The following is a 21,241-nucleotide window of genomic DNA, read 5'->3' on the forward strand; positions in this document are numbered from 1 at the left end:
ACCAATCCCAACCTTTTTCTTGATGTTTTGTAAAAATACTGCTATTTTTTCTGTTAAAAAAGTTTGAAAATTGGAGGCTGTTTTTATGAAGTATAATCCATCGGTTATTGAAAATAAATGGCAGAAGATATGGGAAGAGAGAAAGGTTTTTAAAGTGGAGATGGATGGATCAAAACCTAAATTTTATTGTCTTGAAATGTTCCCCTATCCTTCTGGTAAGATACACATGGGTCATGTGAGAAATTATGCCATTGGGGATGTTATCTCCAGGTACAAATTTATGCAGGGGTTTAATGTGCTGCACCCTATGGGATGGGATGCTTTTGGTCTACCGGCAGAAAATGCTGCCATCAAAAATAATGTTCATCCAGCAAAATGGACCTATTCAAACATAGAAAATATGAAATCTCAGCTTAAAAAGATGGGTTTGTCTTACGATTGGGACAGGGAGATAGCTACCTGTGATCCAGAGTACTACAAATGGGAACAGATGATCTTTTTACAGATGCTGGAGAAAGGGTTGGTTTATAGAAAAAAGTCATTACAAAATTGGTGTGAAGATTGTCATACAGTGCTTGCTAATGAGCAGGTGGAGGATGGCAGGTGCTGGCGTTGTGGAGAAGAGGTTACCAAAAAGGAGATAAATAGCTGGTATTTTAAAATCACTGACTATGCTGAGGAACTTCTTGAGTGGACATATAAATTACCTGGATGGCCAGAAAAGGTCTTAATAATGCAAAGAAACTGGATAGGTAAGTCCTATGGTGCGGAAGTGGATTTCAGGGTGGACGGAGAAGATACGGTGATAACTGTGTTTACCACAAGGCCAGATACCTTGTATGGGGCAACATTCATGCTTCTTGCGCCTGAACATCCTTTGGCAAAAAGCCTCATTAAGGATACCGATAAAGAAAAGGATGGTCTGGCTTTTATAGAATCTATTTTAAAAGAAGATAAAGTAAGCCGTATGGCGGATGATAAGGAGAAAAAAGGTTTTTTTACTGGGAAGTATACAATCAATCCCCTTACTGGCTACAAGATGCCCATTTATATAGCTAATTACATCCTTATGGACTATGGTACTGGGGCAGTTATGGCTGTGCCAGCCCATGATGAGAGGGATTTTGATTTTGCAAAGAAATATAATCTGGAGATAATTGTGGTGATCAAACCCCATGATAGGGATCTGGTTCCTTCTGAGATGACAGAAGCGTATACTGAACCCGGCATAATGATTAATTCTGACAAGTTTAATGGTATGGATAGTGAAAGGGCAAAGGCTGAGATAACAAGCTATTTGGAGTCCTTGGGGATAGGTAAGAAGACAGTAAATTTTAGATTAAAGGATTGGGGGATATCCAGGCAGAGGTATTGGGGAGCACCTATACCTATAATATATTGTGATGATTGTGGGACTATTCCTGTACCTTATGAAGATCTGCCGGTGAGGTTACCTCTTGATGTAGAATTTACAGGGATTGGTAACCCACTTGATAAGTCTGAATCTTTCAAGAATGTGAAATGTCCAAAGTGTGGTAAAGACGCTACAAGGGAAACGGATACAATGGATACATTTGTGGAGTCTTCTTGGTATTTCTTAAGATACTGTTCACCAAAAAATGACAATGCTCCGTTTGATAAAGATGAGGTGAAATATTGGATGCCGGTTGATCAATATATAGGTGGTGTAGAACATGCTATTTTGCACTTATTATATTCGAGATTTTATACAAAGGTATTGAGAGATCTTGGTTACATAGATTTTGATGAACCTTTTGAAAGGTTGTTAACGCAGGGGATGGTTTGTAAAGAGACTTATAGATGTAGTGAGCATGATTGGCTTTTCCCTGAAGAGGTGGAAGGTGGAAAATGTGTCCATTGTGGTAAGGGAGTCGAAGTGGGTAGAGTGGAAAAGATGAGTAAGTCCAAAAAAAATGTTGTTGATCCGGATAGTCTTATCGAGGAGTATGGTGCGGATACTGCAAGATTGTTTTCACTTTTTGCTTCTCCACCTGAGAAAGATCTTGAGTGGAGCGAGCAAGGGGTTGAAGGTTCGTTTAGATTTTTGGGTAGGGTTTGGAGACTGATTACCAAAAATATAGAACTTTTTAGCTACAGCTTTTCTGGTGAATACACCTGCGATAGCAAAGTAGCAAAAGATATTTTGTATTACATGAATGCTACTATAAAAAAAGTTACTCTCGATATAGAAAAATATCAGCTAAATACTGCTGTAGCTGCAATTATGGAATATTCGAACAATCTCCAGGATGTTGAGCCTAACCTCTCCACAGAAGCTGAAAGGTACTATTTTAAAGTAGCCCTTGAGAATCTAATGATACTTCTTGCGCCTTTTACCCCTCATATAGCGGAAGAATTGTGGCACCTCACTGGTCATGAGGGGTTGATAGCGTATCAAAGGTGGCCCCAATACGATGAAAAATTGACAGTAAGGGATGAGGTTACCATTGCTGTTCAGATAAATGGTAAAGTTAGAGGTGAGATTGTTATTCAGAGGGGAACAGATGAAAGAGTGGTACTTGATATGGCTAAGAATGACTCAAAGGTTTCGAAATATTTAGAAGGTAAAGCACTAGTAAAGGAAATTTATATTAAAGAAAAACTTGTAAGTCTGGTGGTAAAATAGGGGTTTAACCCCTATTTACCATCAGCTGGGGCGTATATGTTTAAAAAATTACTTTTTTTGTTGTTACTGGTTATGGTTGGGTGTGGTTATCAGATTGTAGGGCTGGGGAAGTTACCAGATGCTAAATTTTATCTTGAGCGTATAATCAATATGGATAAGGAGTCTGATTTTTTTACCCTAATGGATGATGAATCAAAGATGTTTTTAAATACCCACAATATTCTTGCCTCTAAAGAAGATTATGATTATTCATTAAGCTTGATGCTTAGCTCTGTGAATACTGACAGTTCCATAGTCTCAAAAACCAGCCAGACGATGCAGACTAACCTCACCTCTTCAGTAACAATTGTGGTAACAGATAAAAACGGTAAAAAGGTTTTCGAGAAAAACTATACCTCTACAAACAGCTATAATATCTCTAACAACATCTCTCTTAACATAGAAGAGAGAAATAATGCATTTAGGAAGACGCTAAAAGGTATACTTTTAGATTTTCTTTATGATTTCGAAAAAGCCAAAAAATAGATTTATAATTGCTGGTAGCAGATACTTTTGTGAGAAGCAGGTTTCTAAGCTTTTAAAAGATACCAAGTCAGATAGTGTTAGATACTTTTATGGCGATGAATTTGAGCAAGAGGATTTTTTTGAGTATATCATGTCTGTTCCCATCTTCTATGAAGAGAACATTGCTGTTTTAAAAGATTTCGATAAGATTAAAGAAAAAGTAAGATTGGAGATATTAGAAAAGCTTTCTAAGATGAAGGTAAACAGGGTATATCTTTTATTTTATGATGAAAAACCTAAAGAGGAAACATATAAAAAGTTTGCTGGCGATTATGAGATCTTTTTGGAGAATAAAAGATTGTTAAATCCAAGCTACGTAATGGATGCTTTTAAGGATTCTGGCATATCTATTAGCTATGATACAGCAAAATATATATTTGAAATGTGTAATAAGGATCCTATGATTATAGATAATGAGGTGGAGAAGATAAAGATTTTTTTCAATTATAACAAACCTAAAAGTGATGAAGATATTATATCCTTATTGAGTTTTACCAAAACTGAGAGTATCTATCAGCTTATCAGGGCTTTTTTTAGTAAAGATATCCAGCGTTCCTTGTCTCTTTTGAAAGTTATTGTTGATGAGGGGGAGAGCCTTGAAAGGATTTTCTATGAACTTGTAAGACATATTATTAGTATAACCCTTTATCAGATTTCGCCTTCGCTTGTCTCAGAATATACATATACAATAAATAATTACAAAGATTATCTTGCTAAGTGGAGTTTTGAGAAGGTTTCTGAACTTCTCGACGAAATTATGGAGATAGATTTTGGTATAAAAACCGGTCAGGAAAATTATTTAAGTGGTTTATATAGAATTATTTATAAGTTACGAGATTAGATTTAATGGCTTATTAATATTGCTCTTTAGATCCTTGTCGTGTAACTTGTTGATATGTCTTGTAAATAAAAGTATTGACACGGCTAAATATATTGTTTATAAAACAGCTGTTTAATATCCAGTTTGAGCCTATGGGGCTCATCATAATTTATTATTATTGGAGGGAAAAATAATAGGAGTTAGAAATGTTTTGGAAAAGTTATATAGAAAAATTAATAGATTTTTTCAAAAAAAGAGATGAGCATGTAACTGTACTGATATTCAAAGATTCAGGCTTGGGTGAGGTAAAAGCAAAAAATCTCCACCATTCGACTCTAAAGGCTGTGGCCATAGGTGCCTTGTCCTTCTTAGTTTTTGCATTTTTATCATTTTTAGCTGCTACTTTTTTGTTCAGTGAGAGGATGACGGCTCTTAGGTACTTTGCAGAAAACCAAGCTCTAAAGAAAAAGATTTCAGAGTACAATCGAAAGATATCAGAGATAGAGCAAAAGATGAATTATTTAAGTGAGTATGAAAATAAGCTTAGAAATCTATCCAATGAACTTAAGATTACTCCAAAACAACTACCTCAGGGTGGAAGGGAAACCCCTCTTAATAGTTTAAATATAGAGTCAAAAATCTCTTCAGAGGATGTAGATAAAAAATTAAAAGATATCGATAAGCTTAAAAAACAGTTAGAAGAAAAAGAAAAGTCTATGTCCGAACTCCTTGATATGCTTAATACAATCAAATTGGTTGTAGACTCTACCCCTACAATTTTGCCTGCAAATGGCTGGATATCAAGTGCTTATGGTAGAAGGATCTCACCTTTTGGCAGAGGTATGGTGTTTCATGAGGGGATAGATATATCACTTAGACCTGGTACACCTATACGAGCTACTGCAGGTGGTGTTGTGGTATATGCTGGTTGGCAACAGGGGTATGGTAGACTTGTAGTTATAGATCATGGCTTTGGCTATAAGACAAAGTATGGTCATAACTCTGTTTTAAAGGTGAAAGTAGGACAAAGGGTGAAAAGGGGTACTGTTATTGCCCTTTCTGGGAATTCTGGGGATAGCACAGGGCCACATGTTCATTATGAGATAGTGATAGGTAATAAAACTGTGGATCCTATGAAATTCATGAAATCGAATAAAATAGCATCTATATACTCTGGCAGATAGTAGTTATTTTATAAGCTTTTTGCCATAGCCCTGTATTGTCATATAGTAATTTTTGTTTGATAACCTTGTTATATTTTGTATCGTTCAAACTTTCTACTGCATGGTATATAAGGTAGTCGTTGTCTATTTTTTCTCCAAACAGTACAATATGACCTTTCATATGGATGAAAGTGCAAAAAGCTGGAGCACTGTTTAGTGCTTTTAGAAAGCTATCCTTATTGCCTCCTTCCCAAAGGGTTTTACCCACTTCTGCTTGTTGTTTTGAATTTCGTGGTAGATCCACTCCAAAGAGCCTGAATATGTCTCTAATCAATGCAGAACAGTCCCTAAAACCATATTTGCCACCCCAGTCGTATGGTTGTCCAAGAAGTGATTCGAGAATATCCTTTACAACAGTTGTATCAAATTTTAAAGGGTGTGGCTTTAGTGAAGGGTCTGTAGTTATCTCTTTTGTTGTTCCATTTGGAAAAATTATATGAAATGTATTGTTTGAAACTACTTTGTAGGGGATTCTTGAACCCAGTCCTATTGTCAGGTTATCAAGGATAATCTTATCAGATACAACTGCGAGCTTAGGTAATTCGAAGTATTTTTTGTAATCTTCGTAACTTTTTAATAAGATGTAATTCTTTTGTACCCATCCTCTGGTAAAAGAACTTTGTACATAATACCACTGTTTGTCTTTCGATGTGTGTAGAATTACAACAGGTTCAAAAGGTTCTATAAGGCTATATTGATTTCTGTCTATGGAGTCATGTTTGTTGTGGGTTAGCATCGCATAGGTGGGGTACATTTTTATATGTGTTCTTTTTGTGGTAATGCCAAATAAGTTTTTCTCTTGTAGGTGCTCAAGGTCTCTGTTGATTTCCAGCACTGATATAATCTTTTCATCAAGGGGCTCACGGTTTATAAACTTTATTCTACTTGATAGGTTATCGTGATATAGGTATCTTTGCTTAATATCGATAGGTGTCAAATGAGGAAAATCTATAACATTGGCTGAAAACTCAATGTTTGTATAGATGGTTTGGTTTAGTTTGATGTAATCTATTTCATAGGCCAAGGCATTTATTGATAAAAATAGACATACTAGAACTTTTTTTGTGTTGATTAACATACTCATATATGATATATTTTTTTAAGGTTTAAGTCAAGGACACTTGTGGAGTTGAAATGGTCTTTAGGTTAAGATTAGATCTTAAGGCACTATTAGGATTGTCACTTTTACTGTTGATTGTAATTTTTTACATAAAACTTCAAAATGTTGTGAATATCTTTGCAGTATCTTTTTTGATCTCCTATATTCTGATTCCAATGGTTCATTGGGTGGAGCGCTTATTAAAAGTTCCACGGGTGATAGCTGTTTTGTTAATATTTTCACTTTTTACATTTGTAGTGGTCCTCGTGGCAGTTTTTTTTCTGCCTATTTTATATGCTGAAGTGATATCGGTAATAAAAGGGGTACCCAGCTATTTAGAGTTACTTTTAAATAAAGTACAAACGTTGCTCAGCAGATACGGTTACAGCATCGATTTTAATCAAATGACTGGTTTTCTTTTTGCTAAATTAAAAGAACATGGGACTTTTATCTTAAGTAGTTCCATGATGATCTTGGGGTCTGTTTTTTCTTCTTTGTCTACTTTTTTGGGTCTGTTCATAATCCCTGTGTTAGTTTTCTATTTTTTAAAGGATTTTGAATATATTTTAAAAAAGATGCTAAGGTTGATCACTGACAATACAGGTATAGACTTTTTTTATTATAACAAACAGTTTAATGAGATTTTGAGGAAGTATTTCAGAGGGCAGTTGTTGGTCTGTTTTTGTTTGGGGTTGATGTATGGGGCTTTAAATTTTTTGGTGGGTATAAATGGAGGATTTGCTATAGGTTTTATTTCTGGCCTACTTAGTTTTGTACCTTATCTGGGTTTTATTTTTGGCATTTCTATTTCTATTATCATGGCTTACGTCCAATTTACAGATTTGCTACATCCTTTTATGGTTTTGATCGGGTTTGGAGTGGTTCAGGGGATAGAGAGCTATTTGCTCACACCTAAATTGGTTGGTGAGAGCTTAGGCTTACACCCTATTGCAGTTATATTTTCTCTGTTTGTTGGTGGGTATCTTATGGGTGTTGGAGGGATGATTTTGTCCATTCCAGTTGCAGCTTTTTTGAAGATTGTTTTAGGTAATTATCTGGAGTTTATTTCTAAGAACAAAAATGTTGATAACTTACCATAAAAATGATAACTTATCCCCATGAAATTGATAAAAGGCTTAGAAAACTTTTTTATAGATAAAGGTTCTGCTATTACGATCGGTAATTTTGATGGGGTGCATATAGGGCACTCAGAGATCATAAAAAAAGTAGTCTCTTTGGCAAGAGAAAATGATCTATTATCTATAGTAGTTACGTTTGATCCCCATCCAGTAAAATTCTTTGGTGAAGAAATATTACTTTTAACAGATCTGGAAAAGAAAAATGAGTTACTTGAAGAGCTGGGTGTGGATTGCCATCTTGTATTAAATTTTAATAAAGAACTGATGTCGATGGATCCAGAGGTCTTTGTTAGGGAGATTATTGTAAAAAGGCTGAAGGCAAAATATGTGGTAGTAGGTTATGACTATAGGTTTGGAGCCAGGAGAAAGGGTGATTTTGAGTTACTAAAAATCTTTTCAAAAAAATATGGGTATGAGGCTATCAAACATGAAAAAATAATTTTGGATAATCTAACAGTTTCCAGCAGCAATATTAGAAAATTGTTAAAAGATGGTGAGCTAAAGTTAGCAAGTTCCATGTTGGGTAGATTTTACTCTATAATAGGTAAAGTTATAAAAGGTGATGGTATTGGAAGACTTTTATCATATCCTACGGCTAACATTAAAGTAATAGAATACCAGACACCTAAAAATGGAACTTATGCTACAAAAATTAAGATAAAAGATATTATGTATGACTCTGTGACCAATGTTGGGTTTAGGCCTACAATCCCTGGCAATCATGAACTAAGGATTGAGACCCACATCTTTGATTTTAATAACGATATATATGATGAAAAAGTGGAACTTTTTTTTGTGGATTATTTGCGAGAAGAGAAGAAGTTTGAAAGTTTTGATGAACTTAAGGTGCAGATCTCTGAGGATTGTAAAAGAGCAAAATATATTTTAAAGGGAAATGTATGAATGTTGCATTTATAAGCTTGGGTTGTTCTAAGAATCAGACAGACCTTGAATATCTTATAGGGGATATGGTTGTGGAGGGATTTAATATCGTTACAGAAGTGGAAAAAGCGGATGCTATCATTGTAAACACGTGTGGGTTCTTACAAAGTGCCGTAAGTGAGGCAATAGAAAATATTTTAGATGTTGCCAAAAGAAAAAAGAAAAGGGCAAAGCTTATCGTATCTGGATGTATGGTGGAAAGGTATATGTCTGAAATAGCAAAAGAGCTGCCTGAAATAGATTTTTATACTGGCGTGGGTAAATTGAGTGATATTATATCTTTTTTAAAAAGAGGTGTAAAAGGATCTAAGGGGGAAAGGAGATTTTATGGGGAACACAGAGTACTTATAAACCCTAATTACTATGCTTATGTAAAGATCTCAGAAGGATGTAACAATAGATGTTCCTACTGTACCATACCATCAATAAGGGGTAATTTGGTGAGTAGATCCATGGAGGATATATTAAAAGAGACTGGGCAGCTTATATCAAAAGGTGTAAAGGAGATTATCCTTATCTCTCAGGATACAACCAAATATGGTATGGATGGGAAAGGTTATGGGATCTTAGATCTTTTGGAGAATCTTGTAAAGATTGAAGGTGATTTTAAAATTAGGCTTTTATATATGAATCCAGACGGTGTAAATGAGGCTCTTATAGATTTTGTAGCTAACCATGAGAAGATGATAAAATATTTTGAAATACCTGTTCAACATATAGATGATGATATATTAAAAAAGATGAATAGAAGATCCGATAGTAGTAAGATCAAATCTGTATTTAAATATATCAGGGATAAGGTTCCAAAAGCCTTTATTAGGACTACATTTATAGTTGGTTTTCCAGGTGAAGACGAACGAGCCTTCGATAAGCTTAGAAATTTTATTCTGGAATACAAACCGGATTATGCTGGATTTTTCCCATACTCAAGGGAGGAAGGTACTGTAGCATATACTTTTGGTGATATTCCAGCTAAGTCTGTTGTGAAAAGAAGGATAACTGAACTGCAAAAAATACAGAAGAGAATTACTTCAGAGCGATTGAAAAAAATGAAAAAAGATATTATTACTATTTTTATTGAGGGTATTTCTGAGGAAAACCCATTTCTTTATGATGCCAGAGCTGAATTTCAAGCTCCAGAGATTGATGGTAAAACCTTTGTTTTAGGTGGAGAGGTGAACAAAGGTTATGGGCCTTATAAAGCTAAGATAAGAAGGGTGATTTATCCTGACATATACTGTGAGTTAATATAAAAATAGTGAGGTATGAATGAAAAGGTTTGGATTATTGTCGATAATTTTTTTAGTACTTTTAATTGTTGCATGTTCTTCAAAGGAGCCGCCTAAAAGGCCTGCTGAAGAGTGGCTAAAGGAAGGATTAGAGTATTTTCAGAAGAAGAAGTACCAAAAAGCTGCTGAGGCGCTGGAAAATGCAATAATAGAGTCAGATTCTCCAGAAATTGCTGCACAGGCACAGCTTTTATTGGGTGATTCTTATTTCTTTATGAAGGAATATGAACAGGCTATACCTTCTTACAAAGAATATTTAAATATCCATCCGGATTCACACGATGCTAAGAGGGCGATGTACAGATTGGCCCTGTCATACTATAATCAGATCGATACAGTTGATAGGGATCAGGAAAACACGGAACTGGCACTTAAGACTTTTGAACAGTTAAAGGACAAGTATCCAGATTTTGCTGCTGAAAACAAGGTGGATAAAAAGATCTTAGAACTTAAGAATATGCTTGCTGAAAAAGAGCTGTATGTAGCAAAATTTTATTTTAGAATTAAAGAACCTAATGCAGCAATAAGAAGACTTGAATATCTTGTAAAACATTTTAAGGGAACAAAATCTTATCCAGAGGGATTGATTATGCTTGCAGAGCAGTATGTGGATAAGCCAGAAAAGGCTAAATATGTGGTGGAGCTTTTAACAGAACTCGCCAAAACTAAAGAGGGTGTGGTTTATCTGGATAGAATCTCTTCGGTACTTGCAAGATTAGAAAAAGCGCTCAGTAAAAAATAGAGGGATATTATGTTGGATTTAAGGTTTGTTGTGAATAATATCGAGTTTGTAAAAGAAAAAACAGCCCAAAGGGGCTATGATTTCGATTTTGATAAAGTGATAACACTGGATAAGGAGCGAAGGGAGATCATTCAAAAAGTTGAGGAATTAAAAAAATATAGAAATGAAGTTTCAAAGCAGGTTGGTCTGTTGAAAAAAGAGGGTAAGGATATTTCCGATATCTCGACCAAAATGAGAACTGTGTCTGAAGAGATAGACCTTTTGGATAAAAAACTGGAGGAGGTTCAACAGTCATTAAATGACCTTATGTTGATCATCCCAAATATTGTAGATGATAGTGTTCCAATTGGAACTGATGAAACCTTTAATGTAGAAGTTAGTCGTTGGGGTGAGCATAGGGTTTTTGATTTTCCACCAAAGCCCCACTGGGAGATAGCAGAAAGCCTTGATATAGTCGATTTTGAAAGGGGAGCAAAGCTTGCTAAATCAAGATTTTCCTTATACAAAGGTTTTGGGGCTATGTTAGAAAGGGCCCTTATAAATTTTATGTTGGACCTGCATATTTCAAAAGGGTATATTGAGGTGATACCACCTTTACTGGTTAACTCCAAGACAATGACAGGTACTGGTCAATTACCGAAGTTTGAAGAGGAGCTTTTTAAGTGTGAAAGGGATGAGCTTTATCTCATACCTACAGCTGAAGTACCGGTGACAAATATCTATGCTGATGAGATCTTAGACCAATCCCATTTACCTATAAAGATGGTTTCATATACCCCTTGTTTTAGGAGGGAAGCTGGTTCTTATGGCAAGGATGTAAGGGGGTTGATAAGACAACATCAGTTTAATAAAGTGGAGATTGTTAAAATTGTGGAACCAGATAGATCTATGGAGGCTCTTGAAGAACTTGTTGATGATGCTGCTAACGTACTGAGACAATTGAATCTACCATATAGGATTGTAAAGCTATGTAGTGGTGATCTCGGTTTTGCTTCGTCAATTACCTACGATATCGAGGTTTGGCTTCCGGGGCAGGGTTGTTTCAGGGAGATCTCTTCCTGTAGTAACTTTAAAGATTTTCAGTCGAGAAGAGCTAAGATAAGGTATAGAGGTCGTGACAAGAATATTGCTTTCCCCCATACCTTAAATGGCTCAGGATTGGCTGTAGGGAGAACTTTTTTAGCGATACTGGAAAATTACCAGCAAGCCGATGGATCGGTAATTATTCCAGAGGTTTTAAGAAAGTATATGGGTGGTATTGAGATTTTAAGATGAGGATATGGAATATGGAGTAGATTATGTTGGTGGTAGCTGGACTACCCCTTGATTTTGAGTACTATAGTATTCCAGAAGATCTAAAAGATATAATTCGAAATGCAAGTTTTGTTATAGGTGAAGAAAAAAAGAATGTTTTAAGGGTCCTAGCTCGTTGTGATGCACGGGATAAGGAGTTTCTTTTATTAAACGAGCACACTAAAGCATCAGACTACCATTTAATGATTAAAAAAATCAAGGATAAAGATGTTGTGGTGATGTTTTCTGATGGGGGGACACCGTGTATAGCAGATCCAGGGTATAAATTTATCGATGCTTGTTATAACAACGGTGTAGAGGTTATTGCATATCCCGGTCCATCAAGTATAACCTCTGCAATTTCCATCAGCGGTTTTTTTGCCGAGAGCTTTTATTTTGCCGGTTTTTTGCCTAAGGAGAAAAAAGAGCTACAAAGTTTTATAAAAAAGATTGATGAGCTTAATGAAACCACAGTTATACTTGAAAGACCTTATGCCATAAAAAATATGGTGGATTTCCTCTTGTTAACAAAAAAGCGAAAAATTTTTTTTGCAGTTAATATAGGGATGCCCAACTTTATATCTTTTAGAGGGACAGTTCAAAATCTTCTTAACTTTCTATCAAAAAATGATAAAATAAAAGCACCTTTTGTTGTTGTCTTAGAAAAAATCTGCTAAAATATAATTAAAATATAAAATAAAGATTAACATAAAAAGTAAATATTGGCTTGTTATAGTTTTAAAACCGCAAGGTTTTAAAATAAAAAAACGTTATACGAGACGGGCTATATCTTGTATACAATTTGTATTTGATTATATATGCTTGATGGTAAATAAAAAAACAAAAAGATAAATATTTCTTTATTATAAAAAATATGTAACAACTTGATAAAAGTATTGACATTGTTTTTATAGTTTGTTATATTTATGTTAACGATGCTTCTTAAAGGAGTTAATTTGTGTTTGTATTTTCTTTTGGAATAGAAACCGATAGGCTAAACGATATCCTGATAAGGTATGAGCCCTTTTCTGTTTTAAGCCCCTTAGAGATTGAGGAACTAACTGCTAAAATAGTTCTAAAAAAGTATAAAAAGGGCGAGATGCTAGTAACTCAGGGTCAGCCTGTGGAAAAGTGTATTAGATTTGTATTGGATGGTTCTGCAAAAGTGTTTGTTATATCCGATACCGGGGATGAGGTTGTTGTTGATTACAGGTGTCAAGGGGATATCATTGGACTGTTGTCGATAGCTACAGAGGGTGGATCTTTGGTAAACGTTGTTGTTGTTGATGATTTGACCTGTTATGAGCTTTCAAAGGATGATCTATATGAACTTTTTTCTAAAAATTATAGATTTCTTGATAGCTTCCTAAACATATATGTAAAAAAATATCTTAGAAAGGTTAGTGCTGAGTTTAAAGAAAATGCTTTGTATTATGGCAGTATAGATAGGCTGTTTTTTACATCACTTATATCTTATCTTGTGGTTAGTGACTATCCTTCTGTATCAAAAGATACATCAATACTGGAAGCAGCAAGGATGATGATGGAGAAAAACTATAGCGCTGCTATTGTCTTAGAGAATGGGACAGCTCTTGGAATTATCACAGATAAGGATCTCCGAAAAAAAGTGGTAGCTAAAGGATTAGATTATAATACACCAGTTAGTAGCGTTATGAGTTCTCCTGTTTTCACTGTGGAATCAGATATTACATGTTTTGAAGCTATAGTAAAGATGGTTTCCCTTGGTGTTCACCATCTTGTTGTCACAGACAACAGTAAGATATTAGGCGTTGTGGATAGTGAGTCACTGATGAATTTACAATCCTCCTCTCCTTTATCTTTTGCCCGTGAAATAGAGTTGCAGGAGTCAGTGGATCGTTTGTCAGAGCTCAGTGATAAGATAATAAATGTGTCTGCTACGATGTACAGAAATGGTTTTAGAGCTGAAAACATAACGAAGATAGTATCTGAGTTAAACGATAGAGTACTCAGGAGGATCATTGAGATCGGTATAAAGATTATAGGTGAGCCACCTGTTAGGTTTTGTTGGTTAGCTATGGGGAGTGAAGGAAGAAAAGAACAAACTTTTAGGACCGACCAAGACAATGGTATAATTTTTGAAGATGTTGATGATACCAGAAAAAAAGAGGTGGTTGCATACTTTAAATCTTTGGCTGAGTTTGTAAATGATGCCCTTATCAAATGTGGTTTCCCTCCGTGCCCGGGTAACTATATGGCAAGAAATCCTGAATGGTGCCAGCCTATATCTACCTGGAAAAGGTACTTTGAAAAGTTTTTTGCTATGCCAACAACAGATGCTGTTTTAAAAGGTCAGATTATCTTTGATTTTAGAGGGGTTTATGGTGATAAGAATCTCTCTTTGGAATTAAGAAACTTTATAAACAATTTAAAAAACAGATCCCTCTTTATAAATTTTATGGCAAAAGGTCTTGTTAATTATGGTTCCCCTCTAACATTTTTTGGGTCGTTTGTGACAGAGAAGGATGATAACGGTGATGAAACTTTTGATATCAAAAAAAAGGTACTTGCTCCACTTGTTGGTATAATCAGGCTTTTTGCTATAGAGGAGGGTTTAATGAGTTTATCTACTCTTGAAAGGATTAATGATCTTGTAAGGATAAGACACAAGGTCATCATAGAATACTATAGAGAAATAGAGCAGTCCTTTAATTTTTTACTCGATATAAGAATGCGTAATCAAATTTATCAATATATTTCAGGTTTAGAAGTAACCAATAACATAAAAGTTCAGTCCCTAAGTAGTATCGAGAGCAGAAATTTGAAATTGGCATGTCAGCTATTAGATAAGCTTCATGATGTTTTAAAAAGAAGGTATGGGTTATAAGTTTATGGTCCTATTATGGACTATAAAATAACAATAAAGGAGGCTAGTATGCAGGTCAATGAAAAGCTTCAGGCATACTGGAAGGAGAACCTAAAAGTTATCTTCATCCTTCTAGCTGTGTGGTTTGTTGTGTCGTATCTTTTTGGTATAATCATGGCTGATTCTCTTGATGCAATCAGAATAGCAGGTTTTAAGTTGGGTTTCTGGTTTGCGAATCAGGGCTCTATTGTTATTTTTGTTATTCTTATCTATGTTTATGTTGCGTGGATGAACGCCATAGATAAGAAATACGATGTGCATGAAGAATAGTGGGAGGTGTTAGATGAGTATATTGGTTTGGACGTGGATTATAGTTGGTCTTTCTTTTGCTCTTTATATAGGGATTGCTATATGGTCAAAGGCATCATCCACTGGTGAGTTTTATGTAGCGGAAAAGCAGGTTCACCCTGTGGCTAATGGTATGGCGACAGCTGCTGACTGGATGTCTGCGGCATCTTTCATCTCTATGGCTGGTATGATCTCTTTCATGGGTAGAGATGGTTCGATGTATCTCATGGGTTGGACTGGTGGTTATGTTCTTTTGGCACTACTACTTGCACCTTATCTTAGAAAGTATGGTAAGTACACAGTTCCCCAGTTTGTTGGTGACAGGTATTATTCTCAGACTGCTAGATTAGTTGCTCTTTTGTGTGCTATCTTTATATCAGTAGTTTATGTTGCTGGTCAGATGAGGGGTGTTGGTATCGTTTTCTCAAGGTTCCTTGAAGTTAGTATCAATGCTGGTGTTATTATCGGTATGATTATAGTTCTTTTCTATGCTGTTTTGGGTGGGATGAAAGGTATTACTTATACTCAGGTTGCCCAGTATTTAGTTTTAATTATAGCGTACCTAATACCAGCTATTTTCATATCTATTATGATCACTGGTAATCCTATACCACCTTTAGGGTATGGTTCTACTGTTTCAGCAGGTGGTGGCCAGTTACTTGGTAGTGGAGAAGGTAAATATGTTTTGGATCTTCTTGATCAGCTCCACAAAGACTTGGGTTTTGCTGCTTACACAAGTGGACAGAAACCACTTATAGATGTTTTCTTTATCACCTTTGCACTTATGGTGGGTACAGCAGGTCTTCCACACGTTATTATTAGGTTCTTTACAGTGCCAAAAGTTAAAGATGCAAGAAGCTCTGCTGGTTGGGCACTGCTTTTCATTGCTATTCTTTATACTACAGCACCAGCTGTTGCAGCTTTTGCAAGAACAAACTTCCTTTTAACTATCAATGGTAAAAAATATGAAGAAGCACCCAGCTGGTTTAAAAACTGGGAAAAGACAAAGCTTGTAGGTTTCCAGGACAAAGCGATTTATGAAACAGCAGATGGTAAAAAGATCGCTGTTTATAAAACGAAAGATGGTGTTTTAAAATACAAAGATGGTAAAGAGGAGAAGGAGTTCAAGCCTGAAGGGATGAAGCTTGTCAAAGATTTTGATGGTATCATGACCATTGCAAAAGACCCAAATATAAACGAAGTTTCCGTTGATAGAGATATTATGGTTCTTGCAAACCCAGAAATTGCTAAACTTCCAGCTTGGGTTGTTGCTCTTGTTGCTGCTGGTGGTTTGGCTGCAGCTCTTTCTACCGCTGCTGGACTTTTGATAGTTATCTCATCTGCTATCTCCCATGACTTGGTAAAGTCTATTATTGCTCCTAACATGAGTGAAAAATCTGAGATGGTTTGGGCAAGGGTAGCAGCATTTTTGGCAGTGGTTGCTGCAGGGTATTTTGGTATTAATCCTCCTGGATTTGTTGCTCAGGTGGTGGCATTTGCATTTGGTCTTGCTGCTGCATCTTTCTTCCCAGTTATCATACTTGGTATTTTCTGGAAGAGAGCCAACAAAGAGGGTGCTATTGCTGGTATGCTTGTGGGTATAATATTTACTGCTTGGTATATCATCTATTTCAAATTTATAAATACCGATCCTAAGGCATGGTGGTTTGGTATATCTCCTGAGGGTATTGGTACTGTTGGTATGATTCTTAACTTTGTGACAATGGTTGTAGTTTCTCTTATGACAAAGGAACCACCGAAAGAGGTGCAGGATCTTGTAGAGAGCGTTCGTTACCCAAGAGAATCTTAAATTTATGGGGGCCTAAGGCCCCATTTTTTATTTGTAATAGTCAAAAAGTCTTTACAAAATTTACACCATATTAAGAACTTTTACACCACATTTACTTTTATTCATCTATAACTAAAATAGAGTCAAAAAACCAAAGGAGGTATTTGATGAAAAAAGTTTTGATACTTTGTTTAGGTTTTATGTTGGTTTCCTTTGGTGGAGTGGCGTTTGCAGCAAAAACAACACCCGACAAAACCCCTGATTATGCTAAGGTGGTTCAAAAAGGTGTTGACTTTACAATATGCTATGGGTGCCACGACACTGTAAAAGAATTAAGGGGTATGGGCAAACACTCAAAGATTGCATGTGAAAATTGCCATGGGAACATTCAAGAGCATTTGAAAAATCCTAAAAATCATCCCGTTGTATTCACAGAATGGCAAGCTTGTGGTAAATGCCATAAGGAGCAGTTCGAGACATTTATGCAGGTTAATAAACATAGGCCAGCAAGGGATGAGAAGTCTCAGTTAACAAATAGGTCACCAAACCCATTTTGGGATAAGCTGATGATGGGTCATGGTTTTACGAAGGAACATTCCCTTACAAGAAGCCATCCTTTTGCACTTCTTGATCAGATCTTGGTTGATAGGGCTACTGGTGGAAGGTTTCAGCCTAAAAACGGATGGATGTATGTGAGTGATGGACCTAAAAAGATATGGGATGTTTTAGTGGATACACAGCCTGATGTAAAAGAGCACAAAGTGCATATGAAGCAGACTGCAGCAGCTCTTAATCCAGTCTGTTTCTCATGTAAGACACAAGATCATATTTTAGATTGGGCATATATGGGTGATCCAAATGTTGGGGCACCATTCTCAAGAAAAAGCAATCCTGTTGAGATGATAAACTCTAAAAAGATGCAACACGGTCTCACATGCTATACCTGCCATGATCCCCATGCAGCTAAACCAAGGATCGTTAGAGATGCCCTTATAGCTGCACTTACAAAGCCAGATGGAGATACATTGTGGCACAAAGATCCAAATAAAACTAAATTTACCGTTAAAGATATGGGCATGAGGGGTTATACAAGGAAGATTGCAATTCTTGAAAAGTATGACTCAAAACTTCAGTGTGGCCAGTGCCATGTGGAGTATGTATGTAACCCTGGATTTGAGCGTAAGAGTGGTAAACCTGTAACCTTTGATGATATAAGGACAAACCATTTTCCATTTAAAGATGTGTTCTCAATCTATGATCACTATGTAAATCAGCTTGACTTTACAGATTTTATACATCCACTTACCGGAGCAAAACTTATCAAGTTCCAGCATCCAGAGGTGGAAGCATTTTATAACTCCAAGCATGACAAGGCAGGGGTTGGATGTGATACATGCCATACTCCTAAGATGAAGGATAAAAAGAGTGGTAAAGTTTATACTTCTCATTTTGCCGTATCACCAAAACACAATCTGAAAGCTTCCTGTCTGTCTGGAAATTGTCATAAGGGCTGGACTGAAGAGGATGCTAAGCATTCTATAGATTCAGTAAAAGCATACATAAAGGGTAAGATGAGGAAGGCAGAGTTCTGGCTATCTACACTTATAGATAAGATAGTAGAAGCAAGGAATGCTGATCTGCCTGCTGATATCATTGCAAAAGCACAGGATTATCATGTCAGGGCTCACTTCTTATGGGAGTGGTGGACAGCTGAAAACTCTGATGGTTTCCATAATCCTCAGCAGGCAAGGGAATCTCTAGCACAGTCGATAGATGCATCCATGGCTGGTGTAAAACTGATAGATGATGCTCTAAAAGCTAAGAAAGCAGCAGCACAGCAGGCTGCTCAAACTCAAACACAAACTCAAACCCAGACTCAACCCCAACAGCAGGCAAAATAGTAGATATAATATTTAAATATTGAGAAAGGCGGCTTTAAGCCGCCTTTATTTTGTATTGAAATGTTGGTAAATTTTATATAAGGTAGAAAAGATGAAAAAAATATTGGATTTTTTCAGTTCATTAAAGTTAGCGTTAATATTATTTTTCATATTAATTTTAATGTCTGCAATAGGCTCTTTTATTTCAGCTGCAAATCCAACCTCTGGGCTTATAGATTTTCTGAGTAGATCAACAGGTAAAAGCCATCAACAGATAGTATTTTTTTTGCAGAGGTATGGTTTGTTGGATCTGTATCATTCGAAGATTTTTGTAGTTTTATTAATATTTTTTACCATTAACATTGTTGTATGTACCCTTAAGAGATTACCCAGTATAGTAAAGATTTTTTTAACTGATGTAACTAATACTTTTAAAGTAAATGAAGAAAAAGAAGCCGTTAAGATCTCCTCTGATAAAGAAACAAAAGATATTATTAACCAATTATATCAAATTTTCAAAGGTTATAAGACTGATGAAAGGACCTTAGAAGATAACGTCATCTATTTTAGGGCAGAAAGGGGAAGGGTAAGTAGAATTGGAGTACATGTGGTTCATTTCGGTGTATTAGTGCTAATTTTATCGGGCATAATGGGTAACATGTTCGGCTACAATGGGAATATAGCTATATTAGAAGGTGATATTGATGACACTGTTATAATGAAGGATAATAAAAGCTTTAAACTACCTTTCAGTGTTAAGTTAAACAATGTTTTGGTGTCATATTATGATAACACCACAAAGCCGAAAGATTTTAGTTCTGAAATTGTTATTAAAAAAGATGGAAAACCAGATGAATTTTATACTATAGGTGTTAATAGACCTTTAAAGTATGAAGGCTTAAAAATATTTCAAGCAAGTTATGGATTTTATCCCTCTAAGGATGTTCAATTTAAGTTTCTATACAGAGGTACTGAAGGGGAAAAGAGAATTTCTGCTAAGATGGACGAACTTGTTAGTATCACTAATGAATTGGGACTTGTTGTAAGGGATTTTATACCTTCGTTGAGTATGGATAGTGAGGGTAAGCTTATAAATATAAACGATGTTATGATTAACCCTGCTGTATTAGTGGAATTCTTTTATAAAGGTGCCTCACAAGGGATAGTCCCTATACTTGCAAATTATCCGGATACTTGGAGGTTTCAGGGATTTGATCTGCAGTTTGAAAAAGCGTATGGTGTGCAGTTTTCTGTTTTTTCTATAAATTATAATCCATTTATACCCCTTATATATATTGGTTTTGTCTTACTGTCTGTTGGTATAGTCATAGCATATATAGTGGAACATAAAATCATATATATAAAGATCGTTGATAATGGTAAAAGGAGAGAAATTATAATGTCAGGATACAGGCATCGATTCAAGCAGGATACATTAAGTATGCTTGAATCCATTGGAAGAAAGATTGATCAATATTTGGGAGTGGAAAAGTGAATGATAGTTTGATGTTTGGTGTTGCTTCTTTGATGTATTTGCTGTCGATGTTTTTTTATATTGTCCATCTATTTGTAAGAAAAAAAATGATAGGATTGTTAGCTACCTATACATGCTTTCTTGGGTTTATAATACATACTGTTGCTTTTCTTGGTAGATGGTATCATTTGTATGTCAAGTTTAATATGCCCATAATCCAGTCTATACCTATTACTAATCTTTACGAGTCGTTACTGTTTTTTGCGTGGAGTATCATTTTAGGTAATTTTATAATAGAAAAATGGTTTAAGACCCGTCTATTTGGAGCTTTTATCACAGCAATTGCAGGTATGTCTATTGCTTTTGTAGATGCTGTTGGAGCTAGTAAGTTAGTTCAACCGGTGCTCCCTGCTTTAAAAAGTAACTGGTTATTGGCTCATGCATCGTTGAGCTTTTTGGCATATGCGGCGTTTACTTTATCTTTCAGTGCTGCAATTGTTAATTTAGCAACAAAGTGTAATAATAGAAAAAGTATGGTTTATCTTTTTTGGACTTTGTCGTTTTCTGTGTTCATCTATACTACTGGGATTATTCTAACTAATGTTGCATTTAAATTGACTAAGGGTACTAATCTGTTAAAAGCTTTTGAAGGATTGGGTATCTTCCTTTGTTTGGGCTTTTTTGTAGTATTTGCATTCGTATGGATTTTGGGTGTTAAAATAGGTGCTTTTTTATCTAAATTTATACCCGAGCAACTATCCATAGAGATGGTGGAATTTAGGTTTATTTCTATAGGTTTTTTGATATTTACAATTGGGGGGCTTGTGTTTGGTGCGATTTGGGCTGATATATCTTGGGGTAGATATTGGGCTTGGGATCCAAAGGAAACGTGGGCTTTTGTAACATGGCTTGTTTATGCTTTTTACCTTCATATGAGATTGATAAGAGGGTACGATGGTCTTAGATCATCGGTACTTGCTGTTATTGGATTTTTGATTACTATTTTTACATACATAGGGGTAAATCTACTCATGCCGGGGTTGCATTCTTATGGTGGGATGTAAATATAGTTTTTTTAATGTTTAGGTTAGGCACTTATAAAATAACTTATAAAAAAGTTTTATAGCTTTTGGGGTAGATTTCATAT

The 21,241-nt window shown here is 35.6% G+C and carries 17 protein-coding genes; 16 read left to right on the plus strand and 1 reads right to left on the minus strand.

The features are described 5' to 3' along the window. Positions 1-85 precede the first annotated feature (85 nt). From leuS to N3C60_09490, 4 genes are all read left to right on the plus strand, one after another. Positions 86-2,647, plus strand: a complete 2,562-nt coding sequence (gene leuS / locus N3C60_09475) for a leucine--tRNA ligase (protein ID MCX8085136.1) — start codon at positions 86-88, stop codon at positions 2,645-2,647. A 36-nt stretch (positions 2,648-2,683) separates the two neighbouring features. Then, positions 2,684-3,172 (plus strand): hypothetical protein, encoded by a 489-nt coding sequence (locus N3C60_09480; GenBank protein ID MCX8085137.1) that lies wholly within the window; start codon positions 2,684-2,686, stop codon positions 3,170-3,172. After that, the gene (locus N3C60_09485) at positions 3,147-4,052 is read left to right on the plus strand and encodes a hypothetical protein (protein ID MCX8085138.1); all 906 of its coding nucleotides are present in this window, start codon (positions 3,147-3,149) and stop codon (positions 4,050-4,052) included. Before N3C60_09480 ends, N3C60_09485 begins: the two co-directional genes overlap by 26 nt. 185 nt (positions 4,053-4,237) lie before the next feature. Then, a complete protein-coding gene (locus N3C60_09490) occupies positions 4,238-5,215 on the plus strand; it encodes a M23 family metallopeptidase (protein ID MCX8085139.1) in 978 nt (325 codons plus the stop codon). On the opposite strand, the gene N3C60_09495 is transcribed toward N3C60_09490, so the two are convergent. Continuing rightward, positions 5,196-6,332, minus strand: coding sequence for an SH3 domain-containing protein (locus tag N3C60_09495; protein MCX8085140.1), 1,137 nt, complete (start codon positions 6,330-6,332; stop codon positions 5,196-5,198). The genes N3C60_09490 and N3C60_09495 overlap by 20 nt on opposite strands. 56 nt (positions 6,333-6,388) lie before the next feature. On the opposite strand from N3C60_09495, the gene N3C60_09500 reads away from it, so the two are divergent. From N3C60_09500 to ccsB, 12 genes are all read left to right on the plus strand, one after another. Continuing rightward, positions 6,389-7,453, plus strand: a complete 1,065-nt coding sequence (locus N3C60_09500) for an AI-2E family transporter (protein ID MCX8085141.1) — start codon at positions 6,389-6,391, stop codon at positions 7,451-7,453. A gap of 18 nt (positions 7,454-7,471) precedes the next feature. Next, on the plus strand, positions 7,472-8,395 hold the full coding sequence (locus tag N3C60_09505) for a bifunctional riboflavin kinase/FAD synthetase (GenBank protein ID MCX8085142.1): 924 nt from the start codon (positions 7,472-7,474) through the stop codon (positions 8,393-8,395). Beyond that, positions 8,392-9,687 carry a 30S ribosomal protein S12 methylthiotransferase RimO gene (rimO, locus tag N3C60_09510; protein MCX8085143.1) on the plus strand — a complete coding sequence of 432 codons (1,296 nt, stop codon included), beginning with the start codon at positions 8,392-8,394 and terminating at the stop codon, positions 9,685-9,687. The genes N3C60_09505 and rimO overlap by 4 nt, the downstream gene beginning before the upstream one ends. Positions 9,688-9,703: 16 nt before the next feature. Then, positions 9,704-10,465, plus strand: coding sequence for an outer membrane protein assembly factor BamD (gene bamD / locus N3C60_09515; protein ID MCX8085144.1), 762 nt, complete (start codon positions 9,704-9,706; stop codon positions 10,463-10,465). A gap of 9 nt (positions 10,466-10,474) precedes the next feature. After that, positions 10,475-11,740 (plus strand): serine--tRNA ligase, encoded by a 1,266-nt coding sequence (serS, locus tag N3C60_09520; protein ID MCX8085145.1) that lies wholly within the window; start codon positions 10,475-10,477, stop codon positions 11,738-11,740. A 23-nt stretch (positions 11,741-11,763) separates the two neighbouring features. Beyond that, a complete protein-coding gene (locus N3C60_09525) occupies positions 11,764-12,435 on the plus strand; it encodes an SAM-dependent methyltransferase (GenBank protein MCX8085146.1) in 672 nt (223 codons plus the stop codon). A 281-nt stretch (positions 12,436-12,716) separates the two neighbouring features. Next, positions 12,717-14,624, plus strand: coding sequence for a DUF294 nucleotidyltransferase-like domain-containing protein (locus N3C60_09530; GenBank protein MCX8085147.1), 1,908 nt, complete (start codon positions 12,717-12,719; stop codon positions 14,622-14,624). A 48-nt stretch (positions 14,625-14,672) separates the two neighbouring features. Further along, positions 14,673-14,933, plus strand: a complete 261-nt coding sequence (locus tag N3C60_09535; GenBank protein ID MCX8085148.1) for a DUF4212 domain-containing protein — start codon at positions 14,673-14,675, stop codon at positions 14,931-14,933. Positions 14,934-14,946: 13 nt separating this feature from the next. After that, positions 14,947-16,761, plus strand: a complete 1,815-nt coding sequence (locus N3C60_09540) for a cation acetate symporter (GenBank protein MCX8085149.1) — start codon at positions 14,947-14,949, stop codon at positions 16,759-16,761. A gap of 146 nt (positions 16,762-16,907) precedes the next feature. After that, positions 16,908-18,641: an ammonia-forming cytochrome c nitrite reductase subunit c552 gene (locus tag N3C60_09545; protein ID MCX8085150.1), complete on the plus strand. Its 1,734-nt coding sequence runs from the start codon at positions 16,908-16,910 to the stop codon at positions 18,639-18,641. Between the two features lie 91 nt (positions 18,642-18,732). Continuing rightward, positions 18,733-20,115 (plus strand): cytochrome c biogenesis protein ResB, encoded by a 1,383-nt coding sequence (locus tag N3C60_09550; GenBank protein MCX8085151.1) that lies wholly within the window; start codon positions 18,733-18,735, stop codon positions 20,113-20,115. Further along, positions 20,112-21,158 carry a c-type cytochrome biogenesis protein CcsB gene (gene ccsB, locus N3C60_09555; GenBank protein MCX8085152.1) on the plus strand — a complete coding sequence of 349 codons (1,047 nt, stop codon included), beginning with the start codon at positions 20,112-20,114 and terminating at the stop codon, positions 21,156-21,158. Before N3C60_09550 ends, ccsB begins: the two co-directional genes overlap by 4 nt. The last annotated feature ends 83 nt before the right edge of the window (positions 21,159-21,241 follow it).

The sequence above is a fragment of the Calditerrivibrio sp. genome (assembly GCA_026415135.1).
Taxonomy (GTDB): Bacteria; Chrysiogenota; Deferribacteres; order Deferribacterales; family Calditerrivibrionaceae; genus Calditerrivibrio.